Origin of the sequence: Pseudomonas sp. WC2, from assembly GCF_050586545.1 — a bacterium.
Lineage (GTDB): Bacteria > Pseudomonadota > Gammaproteobacteria > Pseudomonadales > Pseudomonadaceae > Aquipseudomonas.
In genome coordinates this window covers 115109-130930 of record NZ_JBOBDR010000010.1, presented here as the reverse complement: position 1 = coordinate 130930, position 15822 = coordinate 115109, and the positions used below count along the sequence as shown (strand labels likewise).

The window sequence follows — 15822 nt, the reverse complement described above, 5'->3', positions numbered from 1 at the left end:
TCCACACATGCGTCTTCCCACGTTTCGTCAGCGTTTTTCCTATCACTGCGTTGCTTACAGCCTACTGATGACCAGCGCTGCTTCCTGCTTGGTTCTGACCCAAAGCGCCTTTGCCGCGACGGCGGCCCAGCGCTACGCCATCGCGGCCGGCCCGCTGGACAATGCACTCAGCCAGTTCGCCGCTGCCGCTAACGTGATTCTGTCCTTCTCGCCGCAACAGACCAGCCGTTTACGCAGCGTCGGGTTGAACGGCAACTTCACCGTCGACCAGGGATTCGCCCAACTGCTGCAAGGCTCGGGTTTGCAAGCCGTACCGCAGGCGCCGGGCAGTTACATTCTGCAGGCAGTACCCAACGGCGATTCACTGGAACTGGCCCCGACCAACATCAACGGTCAATTGGCCAACCCGATGAACCTGGATTACGCCGCCGACGTCGGGTACAAGGCGCAGAACAGCCGGATCGGTACGAAAACCAGTACACCGTTGTCGGAAACGCCGCGTTCCGTGTCAGTCGTCACCGCCCAGCGCATGAAAGATCAGAAATCTCAGACTCTCACCGAGGTGCTCGGCTACGTGCCGGGGATCTTTGCCCCACCGTTTGCTGCTGGCGACAGCCTCGCCGGCGACCTGTTCTACATTCGCGGTTTCAATGCCACCGATTACGGCTACGGTCTATTGCGCGATGGACTACGCGTACAGGGCAACCGCTATGACACTAGCACCGAGCCCTACGGACTGGAGCGCGTCGAGATTTTCCGCGGCCCGTCTTCTCTGCTGTATGGGGAAAACGCACCCGGCGGTCTGGTCAATCTGGTCAGCAAACGCCCGACTGCCGCACCGCAAGGCGAAGTGCAATTGGGTTATGGCTCAAACAATCGTCGGCAGATCGGCGTTGATGTCTCTGGACCACTCAATGACAGCGGCAATGTCCTTGGACGAGTGGTGATGCTTGGGCGCCAGTCGGACACCCAGACCGATCACGTCCCGGACGACCGAATCTACATCGCGCCATCGCTGACTCTGAATTTCGACGATTTCAACACGCTGACCCTGCTGGCTAACTACCAGAAGGATCACACCAACATGGAACTTGGCCTGCCGGCCGCCGGAACATTGCTGAGCAATCCCAACGGCAAGTTATCCAAAGGCACTATGCTCGGTGACCCTGACTGGAACACATTCGAACGGGAAACCTGGAGCACCGGTTACGAGTTCAGCCACGCGTTCAACGACGATTGGCAGTTCCGGCAGAACTCGCGCTACATGCAGTCGCGCATTAACCGCCACGAGACCTGGCCGGGCAACCTCAACAACGCAGGGTTTGGCACACGCCTGAACATGACGGCGTACGATCGCTTCAACAAATCGATGGTGTATTCGCTGGATAACCAACTGGAAGGCAAATTCCAGGTCGGTGGTCTGGAGAACACGGTGTTGTTCGGCGCCAGCTACGACCGCACCTCCTTTAATCAGGACTGGAACGCCGGCATCGTCGGGCCGATCGATGTGTATAACCCGGTGTACCTGCGCGACCCGACCACACCGATTGCGGTGCAAAACACCTTGCTTGAACAACAGATGAAAGGGGTTTATGCACAGATCCAGAGCAAGTACGACCAATGGTTGTTCTTGCTCGGTGGCCGACAGGACTGGGTCGACAGTGATTTCCGCGACAAAGTGGCCCAGTCCAGTGACATCAGCTCCGAGGACAAGAAATTCACCTATCAGGGCGGGGTGATGTACCAGTTCGACAACGGCATGACGCCGTATGTCAGTTACTCCACCTCGTTCGTGCCGGTGCAGCAGATTTCCAACGCCGGCGCGCCACTCGATCCGATCACCAGCAGCCAATATGAAGTGGGCCTGAAGTACGAACCGATCGGCTGGGACACCGCGTTTACGGCGTCGGTGTATGACCTGCGCAAAAAGGACGACACCTACTTCGACGCCACCACATCGAGCTATCGCCAGGTTGGAGAGAGCCGCTCCAAGGGTGTGGAACTGGAGCTCAACAGCAACCTGACGCAGAACCTCAACGTCACGGCGGCCTACACCTACACCGATGCGCGCATTACCAAGGATGCCGCAACGTCATTGGTCAAAGGCCATCAAATGACCGGCGTGCCGCGTAATCAGGCTTCGGTCTGGGCGAAATATCGTTTCCTCGATGGCGACTTGAAAGGTTTGTATGTGGGTGGCGGTGTGCGTTATTTCGACAGTGCCTTCGCTTACACCTCGCCTTCTCTCTACGGAAAGCTAGATGCCGGCGATGTCACCTTGGTGGATGCGGCTATCGGTTATCAGATCGATACGCACTGGAGCATCGACCTGAATGCAAAGAACCTGTTCGACAAGGAATATGTGTCGGGTTGCAACGACGCGGGTCGTTGCTATTGGGGTGAAGATCGCACCCTGCTCGGTACGGTTTCCTACAACTGGTAAAACGAAAAAGGGGCTGTGGATAAATTGTCCACAGCCCCATCTGTCATTTGCCGATACAGAAACTTGAGAAGATCCGTCCGAGCAGGTCATCAGAGCTGAAGGCCCCGGTGATTTCGCCAAGAGAATGCTGGGCCTGGCGCAAATCCTCAGCCAGTAACTCGCCAGCGCCAGCCAAGGTCAGCTGGGCGCGGCCGTGTTCCAGTGCCGCACTGGCGTGGCGCAAAGCCTCCAGATGTCGGCGTCGTGCACTGAAACTGCTTTCCGAGGTTTGCTCGTAACCCATGCACGCCTTGAGATGGTCGCGCAGTAAGTCCAGACCTTCACCGGCTGACTTAGCGCTGAGGCTGATCGTCACGTGCCCGTCTTCGCTGGTTTCCAGAACAATGGCTTCGCCCGTCAGATCGGCCTTATTGCGAATGAGCGTAACTTTCGCCGGGTCCGGTCGGGTTTCGAGGAATTCTGGCCACAGGGCAAACGGATCGAGCGCTTCCGGCGCAGTGGCGTCCACTACCAGCAACACCCGATCAGCCTCGCCAATGGCTTTCAATGCCCGTTCAACGCCGATCTTTTCCACATGATCATCGGTATCGCGCAGACCGGCCGTATCGACAACGTGCAGCGGCATGCCGTCGATGTGGATATGTTCGCGCAGGATGTCGCGAGTGGTGCCGGCAATTTCGGTAACGATGGCGGCTTCACGACCGGCCAACGCATTCAGCAGGCTGGACTTGCCGGCATTCGGCCGACCGGCAATCACCACCGTCATGCCATCGCGCAACAACGCTCCCTGCCCAGCTTCGCGCAGCACTGTGGATAATTCATCACGCACTTTGTCGAGCATGCTCAGCACATGGCCATCGGCGAGGAAGTCGATTTCTTCTTCCGGGAAGTCGATAGCGGCTTCGACGTAGATGCGCAGAGCGATCAACTGTTCGGTCAGGTTATGCACACGCTGGGAAAACGCGCCTTGCAGAGAACGCAGCGCATTGCGCGCAGCCTGTGCAGAACTGGCTTCGATCAAATCGGCAATCGCCTCGGCCTGGGCCAGGTCGAGTTTGTCATTGAGGAAGGCGCGTTCGCTGAATTCGCCCGGGCGCGCCAAGCGGCAGCCGAGTTCCAGGCAGCGTTTGAGCAACATGTCCAGAACGATCGGGCCGCCGTGGCCTTGCAGTTCCAGCACGTCTTCACCGGTGAACGAGTTCGGTCCCGGGAAATACAGCGCCAGACCTTCGTCGAGCACCTGATTGTCGTCGGTGAAAAACGGGCCGTAATGGGCGTAACGCGGTTTCAGTTCGCGGCCGCTGATGGCTTTCGCCGCAACACTGGCTAACGGCCCGGAAATACGGACGATGCCCACACCCCCACGGCCTTGAGCAGTGGCGACGGCGGCGATGGTTTCACGAGGTACGCTCATTAACCGGAATCCAGACAAAAATGACAGATAGCAAAACGCCCCACTAGGGGGCGTTTTGAGTGGTTATCCACAGTGTAAATCAAGCGGCTGCTTTGGTAGCCCGTTCGATCTTACGTGTGATGTACCACTGTTGGGTGATGGACAGGCAGTTGTTCACAACCCAGTACAGCACCAGACCAGCCGGGAACCACAGGAAGAAGAAGGTGAAGATGATTGGCATCATTTTCATGACCTTCGCCTGCATCGGATCCGGCGGAGTCGGGTTCAGCTGCTGCTGGATGAACATGGTTGCGCCCATGATGATCGGCAGAATGAAGAACGGATCCTTGATCGACAGGTCAGTGATCCACAGCATGAACGGCGCTTGGCGCATTTCCACGCTTTCCAGCAGAACCCAGTACAGCGAAAGGAAAACCGGCATCTGCACGAGGATCGGCAAGCAGCCGCCCAGCGGATTGATCTTCTCTTTCTTGTACAGCTCCATCATGGCTTGCGACATTTTCTGCCGGTCATCGCCATGTTGTTCTTTCAGTGCAGCCAGTTTCGGCGCAACGGCACGCATGCGCGCCATCGATTTGTAGCTGGCGGCCGACAGAGGGAAGAAAAGACCCTTGATCAGCATGGTCAGGAAGATGATCGACCAGCCCCAGTTACCAACGATCGCGTGGATATGTTGCAGCAACCAGAAGATTGGCTGGGCAATGAACCACAAGATGCCGTAGTCGACGGTCAGTTCCAGACCTGGGGACAACTCTTTCAGCACAGCCTGGCTTTTCGGACCGGCGTACAGCACAGCGCTAGTTTCAACCTTGGCACCCGGGGCAGCGGTCAATGTAGGACCGGTGTAACCGATGATGTAGTTGCCTTTGCTGTCTTTACGGGTCTGGACGACGTTGTTTTCGCCCTTGGCCGGGATCCACGCGGTCACGAAGTAGTGTTGCAGCCAGGCTACCCAACCACCGGTGACGGTTTCTTTCAGCTGTGCCTTGTCCATGTCCTTCATGGACACTTTCTTGTACGGCTCCGAACTTGTCCACAGGGCGGCGCCCAGGTAAGTCGCGGTGCCAGTAGCAGTGGTGGACGAAGGATCAGCGCTGTTATCACGCTTCAACTGAGCAAACATGGCGCCGTTCCAGGGCTGAGCGCTCTGGTTATCCACAATGTAGGAAACAGCTACGTCATACAGGCCGCGTTTCAGGGTGAAACGCTTGATGTAATTGACGCCGTCCTTGCTGAACTTCAGGTCTACGACCAGTTGGTCCTGACCGTCAGCCAGTTGATAAGTCTTCTTCTCCGCAGAGTAGACCGGACGACCGGCCGGATTTGCATCCGGGCCATTGGTGCCGATCAGACCGCTTTGGGCCAGATAAACACGTTCGCCGCCGTTATCGAACAGCTGGAACGGAACATCAGGACGATCCTGACGACGTGGATACAAAGGCAAGGTCAGTTGAGCAACATCACCACCTTGTGGATCGATCGCGAGATCGAGCACATCGGTTTTGATCTGGATCAGATCCTTGCTGGCGGCTACCGGCGTTTCGGCAGGTGCGCTGGTATCGCTAGCGGCGCGCGGAATATCGTCACTGGCGGCAGCATTATTGCCAGTGGCGGTGTCCGGCAAACCGGATGTAGTCGTACTGGAAGCAACATTCTGAGTCGGCAGGGCAGCCTGACCGTAGTCCTGGTTCCATTTAAGGACCATAACGTAGGCCACGATTGCCAGGGCGACGATCAGGATCGTGCGTTTGATATCCATGATTACTCGGCCATCGAAGAAGAACGGGAGGTAGGGATAGGTGGAACCGGGTCATAACCACCGGGATTCCACGGATGACAGCGACCTAAACGACGAAAGGTCAGCCAGCCACCGCGCAGAAGGCCATGATTTTCAATGGCTTCATACGCGTAGCAGGAACAACTGGGGTAGAAACGACAGTGGCTGGCCATCAAAGGACTAATGGCATAGCGATAAAACTGGATCGGAACGAGGGCCAGTTTACGCATCAGTACTGTCTACCCCTACAGTTTCGGTTTTGACTTCTGGAACTGGCTTGCTGCGTGCCAGACGCTTCCAGAGCTTGCCGAAATGCTGAATCAATTCGGGGTTTTCTACATCGCCCAGACCTTTGCGCGCGACGATAACGATATCCCAACCGACCAGTGAATCCTGGTGCAGACGGAATGATTCGCGCATCAAACGTTTGAGGCGATTGCGCTCAACGGAGAGCTTTACGCTCTTCTTCCCGATCACCAGCCCGAGACGGGGGTGATCAAGATCGTTGTTGCGTGCAAGGAGCAGGAGATTTTTCCCCGGAACCTTGCCGGTAGGGGAGTCAAAGACTGCCTTGAAATGCCGGGGGGTAAGCAGACGCTTTTCCCGACTGAAGTCCTGACTCACCTCCAGTACCGGATTATCAAACTGCCAGACGCGCACGACCTTTGGCGCGACGACGCGACAGGACTGCGCGACCGTTCTTGGTAGCCATGCGAGCACGGAAACCGTGGGTACGAGCGCGTTTGATAGTGCTTGGTTGGAAAGTACGTTTCATGTCGTGTTACCTGGTTCGTCCACAACGGGCCGGAATGGCCCCCGTTTTAAGAGACCGGGGATTCTAGAGAAAGCAAGCGTTCAGGTCAATTTCCAACCAGCGTTTCCTTATAAATAGATCTCAAGGTGTTCGTCGACTGATCACCCGCTCGCCATACATAAAAATAAAGAAGGGAATTATTTAAAGCTTTTTTGTAAAGCTTGTTAAAGCTAGGAGCGGCCCTGTCTGTGGATAAGTCGTCTCACGCCATATTTCACAGGGTGTACAGAGAATGACAACTACAGTGGAAAACCGTGGTCAGCCTGTGCTGCGCTGTCGGATAACCTGTGAGTGGAATGGCCGGTTATCCACAGGCTGGTTATCCACCGAGATCAACCCCCAGTTGTCCAATGCCCTTAGAGGGGGTTATCCACAGAGCTTATTCACACACCGTTGGTCGCTTTCTTGGTGGTTAAGGCATTGATAAATCATGTTCCACGAGCAACCTGCATGTGGATAAGTGGACGGCTCGCCGCTACAATGGCCGCTTGTTTTTGCCTCACCGGCTTTCAACTTAGGGGATATCCGTGTCAGTGGAACTTTGGCAGCAGTGCGTTGAGCTTTTGCGCGAAGAGCTGCCAGCCCAACAATTCAACACCTGGATCCGTCCACTACAGGTCGAAGCCGAAGGCGACGAGTTGCGCGTCTACGCACCGAACCGTTTTGTGCTGGACTGGGTCAACGAAAAGTACCTGGGACGTGTCCTTGAACTGCTGGATGAGCACGGCAACGGCATGGCGCCTGCGCTTTCCTTATTAATAGGCAGCAAACGCAGCTCGGCACCGCGTGCCGCACCCAATGCGCCACTGGCGGCAGCGCAAGCTTCCCAGGCGCAGGCCAATGCTGCTCCGGCAAACGCCTCGGCACCTGCGCAGACGCCCGCACCGGCAGCCAAGCGCTCGACGCAGAAAAGTCCGGAAGTCAGCGATGAACCGTCTCGCGACAGTTTCGATCCGATGTCCGGCGCCGCTTCGCAGCAGGCCCCGGTGCGGGCCGAGCAACGTACCGTGCAGGTAGAAGGTGCGCTCAAGCACACCAGCTACCTGAACCGTACCTTCACCTTCGAGAATTTCGTCGAAGGTAAATCCAACCAGCTCGCCCGCGCGGCGGCCTGGCAGGTGGCGGACAACCCGAAGCACGGCTACAACCCACTTTTCCTTTATGGTGGGGTTGGCCTGGGTAAAACTCACTTGATGCATGCGGTGGGTAACCACCTATTAAAGAAGAACCCGAATGCCAAGGTCGTGTACCTGCATTCCGAGCGTTTCGTGGCCGACATGGTCAAGGCGCTGCAGCTGAATGCGATCAACGAGTTCAAGCGTTTCTATCGTTCGGTAGATGCGCTGCTCATCGATGACATTCAGTTCTTCGCCCGTAAAGAGCGTTCGCAGGAAGAGTTTTTCCACACCTTCAACGCCCTGCTTGAAGGTGGCCAGCAGGTCATTCTCACCAGTGACCGCTACCCGAAAGAAATCGAAGGCCTCGAAGAACGCCTCAAATCTCGCTTCGGCTGGGGCCTGACGGTTGCCGTCGAGCCGCCGGAACTGGAAACCCGCGTGGCGATCTTGATGAAGAAGGCCGACCAGGCCAAAGTCGACTTGCCGCACGACGCCGCGTTCTTCATCGCCCAACGTATTCGCTCCAACGTCCGTGAGCTGGAAGGTGCGCTGAAACGCGTGATCGCCCACTCGCACTTCATGGGTCGCGACATCACCATCGAGTTGATTCGCGAATCCCTGAAAGACCTGTTGGCGTTGCAGGACAAACTGGTCTCTGTGGATAACATTCAGCGCACCGTCGCCGAGTACTACAAGATCAAGATCTCCGACTTGCTGTCCAAGCGTCGTTCGCGCTCGGTCGCACGTCCGCGTCAGGTGGCCATGGCGTTGTCCAAGGAACTGACCAACCACAGCCTGCCGGAAATTGGCGATGTGTTTGGCGGCCGTGACCACACCACCGTTTTGCACGCCTGCCGCAAGATCAACGAACTTAAGGAATCCGACGCGGACATCCGCGAGGACTACAAGAACCTGCTGCGTACACTGACCACTTGATGAACACCAGCGCAGCTTATTAAGGCAAGGGACTAGACCATGCATTTCACCATTCAACGCGAAGCCCTGTTGAAACCCCTGCAACTGGTCGCAGGCGTCGTCGAGCGTCGACAGACCTTGCCGGTACTGTCCAACGTGCTGTTGGTAGTCGAAGGCCAGCAACTGTCGCTGACCGGTACCGACCTGGAAGTCGAGCTGGTCGGTCGTGTGCAACTTGAGGAGCCGGCTGAAACAGGTTCCATCACCGTGCCTGCGCGCAAGCTGATGGACATCTGCAAAAGCCTGCCCAACGATGCGCTGATCGACATCAAGGTTGATGAGCAGAAGCTGGTGGTTAAGGCCGGCCGTAGCCGTTTCACCCTGTCGACCCTGCCTGCCAACGACTTCCCAACGGTTGAAGAAGGCCCGGGTTCGCTGACCTGCAGCCTCGAGCAAAGCAAACTGCGTCGTTTGATCGAACGCACCAGCTTCGCCATGGCCCAGCAGGACGTGCGTTATTACCTCAACGGCATGCTGCTGGAAGTGTCCGAAGGCATCATCCGCGCCGTGGCCACCGACGGTCACCGTCTGGCCATGTGCTCGATGAAAGCCGATATCGGCCAGCCGGATCGCCACCAAGTGATCGTCCCGCGCAAAGGTATCCTTGAACTGGCGCGTCTGCTCACTGAGCCGGATGGCAATGTCAGCATCGTCCTGGGTCAGCATCACATCCGCGCGACCACCGGCGAATTCACCTTCACCTCGAAACTGGTCGACGGCAAGTTCCCGGACTACGAGCGCGTTCTGCCCAAGGGCGGCGACAAGCTGGTACTGGGCGATCGCCAAGCGTTGCGTGAAGCGTTCAGCCGTACCGCGATTCTATCCAACGAGAAGTACCGTGGTATTCGTCTGCAACTGGCCAACGGTCAACTGAAAATCCAGGCGAACAACCCGGAGCAGGAGGAAGCGGAAGAAGAAGTGGGCGTTGAATACAACGGCGGTTCGCTGGAAATCGGCTTCAACGTGAGCTACTTGCTCGACGTGCTGGGCGTGATGACCACCGAGCAGGTTCGTCTGATCCTGTCCGACTCCAACAGTAGTGCGCTGGTGCAGGAGTCCGACAATGACGATTCGGCTTACGTTGTCATGCCGATGCGTCTGTAATCAGCTGACTCTGGATGTCCTTAAGTCGTGTTTCGGTCACCGCGGTGCGCAATCTGCACCCGGTGACCTTCTCCCCCTCCCCCCGCATCAACATTCTTTACGGCGCCAACGGCAGCGGCAAAACCAGTGTTCTGGAAGCCATTCATCTGCTGGGGCTTGCCCGTTCGTTTCGTAGCACGCGGCTTTTGCCGGTCATCCAGTACGAACAGCTGGCCTGCACCGTGTTTGGTCAGGTCGAATTGGCCGAGGGTGGCCATAGCGCTTTGGGCATCTCCCGCGATCGTCAAGGCGAGTTCCAGATCCGCATCGACGGCCAGAACGCCCGCAGCGCTGCGCAACTCGCGGAGATCCTGCCGCTACAGCTGATCAACCCTGATAGCTTCCGTTTGCTCGAAGGCGCACCGAAGATACGCCGGCAGTTTCTCGACTGGGGCGTGTTCCACGTCGAGCCGCGGTTCATGGCCACTTGGCAGCGTTTGCAGAAGGCCTTGCGCCAGAGAAACTCATGGCTGCGGCATGGTACACTTGACGCCGTTTCACAAGCGGTTTGGGACAGGGAACTGTGCCAGGCCAGCGCTGAAATCGATGAATACCGCCGCGCTTACATCAAAGCCTTGAAACCAGTCTTTGAACAAACCTTGAGTGAACTGGTTGAGCTCGAAGGTTTGACGCTCAGCTATTACCGAGGCTGGGACAAAGACCGGGAATTGAGCGCCGTATTGGCCGGTTCCGTGCAACGGGACCAGCAAATGGGTCATACCCAGGCCGGACCGCAACGGGCTGATTTGCGTCTTAGATTGGGCGCACACAATGCCGCGGACATCTTGTCCCGGGGTCAGCAGAAGTTAGTGGTCTGTGCACTGCGGATTGCCCAAGGGCATCTGGTCAGCCAGGCCCGCCGCGGTCAGTGTATTTATCTGGTGGATGACCTGCCGTCCGAACTGGACGAGGGCCACCGTCGCGCGCTGTGTCGCTTGCTGGAAGACTTACGCTGCCAGGTGTTCATCACCTGTGTAGATCACGAATTATTGAGGGAAGGCTGGCAGACGGAAACGCCAGTCGCTCTGTTCCACGTGGAACAGGGCCGTATCACCCAGACCCACGACCATCGGGAGTGAAGGCATTGAGCGAAGAAAACACGTACGACTCAACGAGCATTAAAGTGCTGAAAGGCCTGGATGCCGTACGCAAACGTCCCGGTATGTACATTGGCGACACCGACGATGGCAGCGGTCTGCACCACATGGTCTTCGAGGTGGTCGACAACTCGATCGACGAAGCCCTCGCCGGCCATTGTGACGACATCAGCATCATCATCCACCCGGATGAGTCCATCACCGTTAAAGACAACGGCCGTGGCATCCCTGTAGACGTGCACAAAGAGGAAGGCGTTTCCGCCGCCGAGGTCATCATGACCGTCCTCCACGCTGGCGGTAAGTTCGACGACAACTCCTACAAAGTATCCGGCGGCCTGCACGGTGTAGGTGTGTCGGTGGTGAACGCACTGTCCGAAGAATTGGTTCTGACCGTTCGCCGTAGCGGCAAGATCTGGGAACAGACCTACGTCCACGGCGTACCTCAGGCGCCGATGGCGATCGTTGGCGACAGCGAAACCACCGGTACCCAGATCCACTTCAAGCCTTCGGCTGAAACTTTCAAGAATATCCACTTCAGCTGGGACATCCTGGCCAAGCGTATTCGTGAACTGTCCTTCCTCAACTCCGGTGTCGGCATCGTCCTCAAGGACGAGCGCAGTGGTAAGGAAGAGCTGTTCAAGTACGAGGGCGGTCTGCGTGCGTTCGTTGAATACCTGAACACCAACAAGACTGCGGTCAACCAGGTGTTCCACTTCAACATTCAGCGTGAAGACGGCATCGGCGTGGAAATCGCCCTGCAGTGGAACGACAGCTTCAACGAGAACCTGTTGTGCTTCACCAACAACATTCCGCAGCGCGACGGCGGTACTCACCTGGTGGGCTTCCGTTCGGCACTGACGCGTAACCTGAACAACTACATCGAGCAGGAAGGTCTGGCGAAGAAGCACAAAGTCGCCACCACCGGTGACGATGCCCGTGAAGGCCTGACTGCGATCATCTCGGTGAAAGTGCCGGATCCGAAGTTCAGCTCGCAGACCAAAGACAAGCTGGTCTCTTCCGAAGTGAAGACCGCGGTCGAACAGGAAATGGGCAAGTACTTCTCCGACTTCCTTCTGGAAAACCCGAACGAAGCCAAGCTGGTCGTTGGCAAGATGATCGACGCTGCGCGTGCCCGTGAAGCCGCGCGCAAGGCCCGTGAGATGACCCGCCGCAAAGGCGCGCTGGACATCGCCGGCCTGCCGGGCAAGCTCGCTGACTGCCAGGAAAAAGACCCGGCCCTGTCCGAACTGTACCTCGTGGAAGGTGACTCCGCGGGCGGCTCTGCCAAGCAGGGACGTAACCGCAAGACCCAGGCGATCCTGCCGTTGAAGGGCAAGATCCTCAACGTCGAGAAAGCCCGTTTCGACAAGATGATCTCGTCCCAGGAAGTGGGCACCCTGATCACCGCACTGGGCTGCGGTATCGGTCGCGACGAGTACAACATCGACAAGCTGCGCTATCACAACATCATCATCATGACCGATGCTGACGTCGACGGTTCGCACATCCGTACCCTGCTGCTGACCTTCTTCTTCCGTCAGCTGCCGGAGCTGATCGAGCGTGGCTACATCTACATCGCCCAGCCGCCGTTGTACAAGGTCAAGAAAGGCAAGCAAGAGCAATACATCAAGGACGACGACGCCATGGAAGAGTACATGACGCAGTCGGCCCTGGAAGATGCGAGCCTGCACCTGAACGAAGAAGCCCCGGGCATTTCCGGTGAAGCGCTTGAGCGTCTGGTGAACGATTTCCGCATGGTGATGAAGACCCTCAAACGTCTGTCGCGCCTGTACCCGCAGGAACTGACCGAGCACTTCATCTACCTGCCGGCCGTGAGCCTGGAAAAGCTCGGCGACCACGCCGCGATGCAAGAGTGGCTGGCCCAGTACGAAGCGCGTCTGCGTACCGTCGAGAAATCCGGTCTGGTCTACAAGGCCAGCCTGCGTGAAGATCGTGAACGTGGTGTATGGCTGCCAGAGGTCGAACTGATCTCCCACGGCCTGTCGAACTACGTCACCTTCAACCGCGACTTCTTCGGCAGCAACGACTACAAAACCGTCGTCACCCTCGGCGCTCAACTGAGCACCCTGCTCGACGAAGGCGCGTACATCCAGCGTGGCGAACGCAAGAAAGCGGTCACCGAGTTCAAGGAAGCACTGGACTGGCTGATGGCCGAAAGCACCAAGCGTCACACCATTCAGCGATACAAAGGTCTGGGCGAAATGAACCCGGATCAGCTGTGGGAAACCACCATGGACCCAAGCGTGCGCCGCATGCTGAAAGTCACCATCGAAGACGCCATCGGCGCAGACCAGATCTTCAACACCCTGATGGGTGATGCGGTCGAACCTCGCCGTGACTTCATCGAGAGCAATGCGTTGGCGGTTTCTAACCTGGATTTCTGATCCTCGTTTGCGACAAACAAAAAGGCCAACGCATTGCGTTGGCCTTTTTATTGGCGGATCAAAAGATCGCGGCCTGCGGCAGCTCCTACATCGATCTCTGTAGGAGCTGCCGCAGGCTGCGATCTTTTGATCTTTTATTCAGAGGCAGCAGACACGCTCTCCAACCGATACCCATACCCATAAATCGTCAACAGCTGCCAACCCCGATCCGCTGTCAGCCCGAGCTTGTTCCGCAGTCGATAGATATGCGTATCCAGTGGTCGCGACGACGCAATCTCCTCATGTGGCCAAAACCGCTCATAAAGATAATCCCGAGACAGCGGCCGGCCCAGATTGCTGAACAGACACCGCGCCAGTCGATACTCGCGCTCGGTCATGACAATCGGTTTGCCTTCGCGGGTGACAGTCAGTTCGGCGTCATCAAACGTCAGATCATTAAAGCTCAGCACTTCCGTCGCCGCCGCACGTTGCTGGCTGTGACGACGCAATACCGCAGCCACCCGCGCCTTCAATTCATTCGGCCGGAATGGCTTGCTGACGTAATCATCAGCCCCTGCATTCAACGCCTGAACGATATCGCTCTCGCCATCGCGACTGGTCAGCATGATCGCCGCCGGCGGCGCTTCCATGTGTTCGCGGGTCCAGCGCAGCAGGGCCAGGCCGGTGAGGTCGGGCAATTGCCAGTCGAGGATCAGCAGGTCGAAGGTTTCCCGGCGCAATTGCCGGAGGAGGTCTTCACCGCGCTCGAAGCTGTGCAGTGACCACGGCTGCTCGCCGGCATCGGCCATTTGCTGCAGGGTTTGCTCGACCCGGCGCAGTTCGGCGGGTTCGTCGTCCAATATCGCAACGCGCATTCGCGGTGGTTCCTTGTCGCTGGGGCAGTTGGTGGACAACGATAGTCGCACGCCCTTCGCTGTGAAAGTATGCGGCCCGCCGTTGGTCGACGTCCGCTATGATTCTCCGGGTCTACGTCTCAGACCTGTGGCCCATGAAACCATTCACCCTGCCCTGCCGTTTTTCCACATGAACCATAATCGTCGGCGCGAAAGCCGCGAACCGAGCCAGGTGCAGCGACTGTTTCGACAGTTAGTGCGCGAGTGGTTGTGGATAAGTCTAGTGCTGTTGCCGCTGACTGCGGTGCTGTCCTATCGCGCGCAAATCAATCTGCACGATACGACGCCGGCGATGGGCGCATTGTTGTCGGTCACTCTGGTGGCCGGCAGTCTCGGGTTGCTGTTATGGCGACCGCGTTGGGCGCTCTGGGTGACGCTGGTCGGCATGGCGTGCGCACTGCTGGCCAGTGCGGGTCTGGCAGAGATGCGTCGCTGGTGGTCGCCAACGCCAGCGGTGCTGGGCATGTTGTTCGGCTATTTGATCTGGAACTGGCGCCGGCTAAGCGTGGTGCTGACTTATTTCGGTTGGGAACTGGCAAGGCTCGATAGCGAACCCAAGGTCTTTCCCGAACGCCGTCGCTCGCAATTTACCGGCGCTGATCGCCTACAAGGCCAGATCATGGCGCTTGAACAGGCCATGAGCCGTACCCGCGATACGCGGCGATTCATCGCCGATGGCCTGGAATACCTGCCCGTCGCCACGCTGATCAGCGATCCCAAAGGGCAGATCCTGTTGGGTAACCGTAAGGCTCGCGCATTATTCGACGATCCTTTGGTGGGCGACGATGTTCTCGACCAGCTCGCCCGCCTTGGCTATCCGGAATTATCCACAGCGCAGCGCCCACTACTGTCTGCGTTGCCGCTCTTGGAATTTCGCGATCACAAAGAACGCAGTCTGCGTCTGGAACGCGCCGCCCTGCTGCCGGTGGACGGTGACACACCGATCGGCTGGCTGCTGAGCCTCACCGATCTGAGTGCCGAGCGCGCTGCGGAAGAACAACGCGGAGTGTTGCTGCGCTTCCTTTCCCACGATCTGCGCGCCCCTCATTCGGCGATCCTCGCTTTGCTCGACGTCCACCGTCATCAAGCGGGGGCTGATGCGCCGTTGTTCGATCAGATTGAGCGGCAGGTGCGTCGGGCGCTGGACCTGACCGACGGGTTTGTTCTGCTGGCGCGTGCGGAATCCGAGGCCTATCAATTTCAGCCGACGCTGTTCGCGATGCTGGTACTCGACGTGATGGATCAAGCGTTGCCCATCGCTCAGCAAAAACGCATCGAGCTGCTGCATGACATGGATGAGCATTCCCAGGAACGCCTGATCAGCGCTGACCAGGGTCTGCTGACCCGCGCCCTGTTCAATCTGCTGGAAAACGCGATCAAGTACAGCCCGGCCGCCACTACGATCACGCTAAACGTACGTTGCGACGAAGAATGGCTTCACTGTGAACTGACTGACCAAGGCAAAGGCATCGCTGCCGAAGAGTTGCCTGATCTGTTCACCCAGTACCGGCGCTTCTCCTCCGCTCAAGGCATTGATGGCGTAGGCCTGGGTCTGTCGATGGTCAAAGCGGTGGTCGATCATCATGGCGGCATCATCGAATGCCGCAGCGTGGTCGATCAGGGCACTACGTTTGAGCTCGAACTACCGCTGATCCCAGAGTGAACAGGCACAAAAAAACCGGCTATATCAGCCGGTTTTTTAACATCCGAAAAAAACTTATGCACGTTTTACGGTGTTTTATG

Annotated in this window: 12 protein-coding genes; 6 read left to right on the top strand and 6 right to left on the bottom strand. The window is 57.6% G+C overall.

The features are described 5' to 3' along the window. The first annotated feature begins 7 nt into the window (after window positions 1-7). Entirely contained in the window at window positions 8-2443 is a 2436-nt protein-coding gene (locus tag ACQ4OE_RS14405; protein WP_430947008.1) for a TonB-dependent siderophore receptor, read from the top strand. 43 nt (window positions 2444-2486) lie between these two features. On the opposite strand, the gene mnmE is transcribed toward ACQ4OE_RS14405, so the two are convergent. The 5 genes from mnmE to rpmH form a co-directional block, all read right to left on the bottom strand. Continuing rightward, window positions 2487-3857 (bottom strand): tRNA uridine-5-carboxymethylaminomethyl(34) synthesis GTPase MnmE, encoded by a 1371-nt coding sequence (mnmE, locus tag ACQ4OE_RS14400; protein WP_430947007.1) that lies wholly within the window; start codon window positions 3855-3857, stop codon window positions 2487-2489. 79 nt (window positions 3858-3936) lie between these two features. Then, a complete protein-coding gene (gene yidC, locus ACQ4OE_RS14395; protein WP_122593040.1) occupies window positions 3937-5616 on the bottom strand; it encodes a membrane protein insertase YidC in 1680 nt (559 codons plus the stop codon). A 2-nt stretch (window positions 5617-5618) separates the two neighbouring features. Then, window positions 5619-5864 carry a membrane protein insertion efficiency factor YidD gene (gene yidD, locus ACQ4OE_RS14390; protein WP_010465488.1) on the bottom strand — a complete coding sequence of 82 codons (246 nt, stop codon included), beginning with the start codon at window positions 5862-5864 and terminating at the stop codon, window positions 5619-5621. Beyond that, window positions 5857-6258, bottom strand: coding sequence for a ribonuclease P protein component (rnpA, locus tag ACQ4OE_RS14385; protein ID WP_016984072.1), 402 nt, complete (start codon window positions 6256-6258; stop codon window positions 5857-5859). Before rnpA ends, yidD begins: the two co-directional genes overlap by 8 nt. Window positions 6259-6274: 16 nt before the next feature. Continuing rightward, window positions 6275-6409 (bottom strand): 50S ribosomal protein L34, encoded by a 135-nt coding sequence (gene rpmH, locus ACQ4OE_RS14380; RefSeq protein WP_003213577.1) that lies wholly within the window; start codon window positions 6407-6409, stop codon window positions 6275-6277. Window positions 6410-6975: 566 nt separating this feature from the next. On the opposite strand from rpmH, the gene dnaA reads away from it, so the two are divergent. The 4 genes from dnaA to gyrB are packed head-to-tail and all read left to right on the top strand — an operon-like array spanning window position 6976 to window position 13186. Continuing rightward, the gene (dnaA, locus tag ACQ4OE_RS14375) at window positions 6976-8502 is read left to right on the top strand and encodes a chromosomal replication initiator protein DnaA (RefSeq protein WP_430947006.1); all 1527 of its coding nucleotides are present in this window, start codon (window positions 6976-6978) and stop codon (window positions 8500-8502) included. A 39-nt stretch (window positions 8503-8541) separates the two neighbouring features. Continuing rightward, window positions 8542-9645 carry a DNA polymerase III subunit beta gene (gene dnaN / locus ACQ4OE_RS14370; protein WP_053125301.1) on the top strand — a complete coding sequence of 368 codons (1104 nt, stop codon included), beginning with the start codon at window positions 8542-8544 and terminating at the stop codon, window positions 9643-9645. 14 nt (window positions 9646-9659) lie between these two features. Continuing rightward, window positions 9660-10763 (top strand): DNA replication/repair protein RecF, encoded by a 1104-nt coding sequence (recF, locus tag ACQ4OE_RS14365; RefSeq protein WP_038359568.1) that lies wholly within the window; start codon window positions 9660-9662, stop codon window positions 10761-10763. 5 nt (window positions 10764-10768) lie between these two features. Next, entirely contained in the window at window positions 10769-13186 is a 2418-nt protein-coding gene (gyrB, locus tag ACQ4OE_RS14360; protein WP_122593046.1) for a DNA topoisomerase (ATP-hydrolyzing) subunit B, read from the top strand. A gap of 134 nt (window positions 13187-13320) precedes the next feature. Here the strand turns inward: gyrB and ACQ4OE_RS14355 are convergent, their stop codons facing one another. Continuing rightward, window positions 13321-14040: a response regulator transcription factor gene (locus ACQ4OE_RS14355; RefSeq protein WP_430947005.1), complete on the bottom strand. Its 720-nt coding sequence runs from the start codon at window positions 14038-14040 to the stop codon at window positions 13321-13323. 169 nt (window positions 14041-14209) lie between these two features. On the opposite strand from ACQ4OE_RS14355, the gene ACQ4OE_RS14350 reads away from it, so the two are divergent. After that, window positions 14210-15742: an ATP-binding protein gene (locus tag ACQ4OE_RS14350; RefSeq protein WP_430947004.1), complete on the top strand. Its 1533-nt coding sequence runs from the start codon at window positions 14210-14212 to the stop codon at window positions 15740-15742. Window positions 15743-15822 lie beyond the last annotated feature (80 nt).

Excerpts from the sequence above, each read along its gene's own strand:
- ACQ4OE_RS14405 (WP_430947008.1), top strand. The coding sequence starts at position 8 with ATGCGTCTTCCCACGTTTCGTCAGCGTTTTTCCTATCACTGCGTTGCT.
- mnmE (WP_430947007.1), bottom strand. The coding sequence starts at position 3,857 with ATGAGCGTACCTCGTGAAACCATCGCCGCCGTCGCCACTGCTCAAGGC.
- yidC (WP_122593040.1), bottom strand. The coding sequence starts at position 5,616 with ATGGATATCAAACGCACGATCCTGATCGTCGCCCTGGCAATCGTGGCC.
- yidD (WP_010465488.1), bottom strand. The coding sequence starts at position 5,864 with ATGCGTAAACTGGCCCTCGTTCCGATCCAGTTTTATCGCTATGCCATT.
- rpmH (WP_003213577.1), bottom strand. The coding sequence starts at position 6,409 with ATGAAACGTACTTTCCAACCAAGCACTATCAAACGCGCTCGTACCCAC.
- dnaN (WP_053125301.1), top strand. The coding sequence starts at position 8,542 with ATGCATTTCACCATTCAACGCGAAGCCCTGTTGAAACCCCTGCAACTG.
- recF (WP_038359568.1), top strand. The coding sequence starts at position 9,660 with ATGTCCTTAAGTCGTGTTTCGGTCACCGCGGTGCGCAATCTGCACCCG.
- ACQ4OE_RS14355 (WP_430947005.1), bottom strand. The coding sequence starts at position 14,040 with ATGCGCGTTGCGATATTGGACGACGAACCCGCCGAACTGCGCCGGGTC.
- ACQ4OE_RS14350 (WP_430947004.1), top strand. The coding sequence starts at position 14,210 with ATGAACCATAATCGTCGGCGCGAAAGCCGCGAACCGAGCCAGGTGCAG.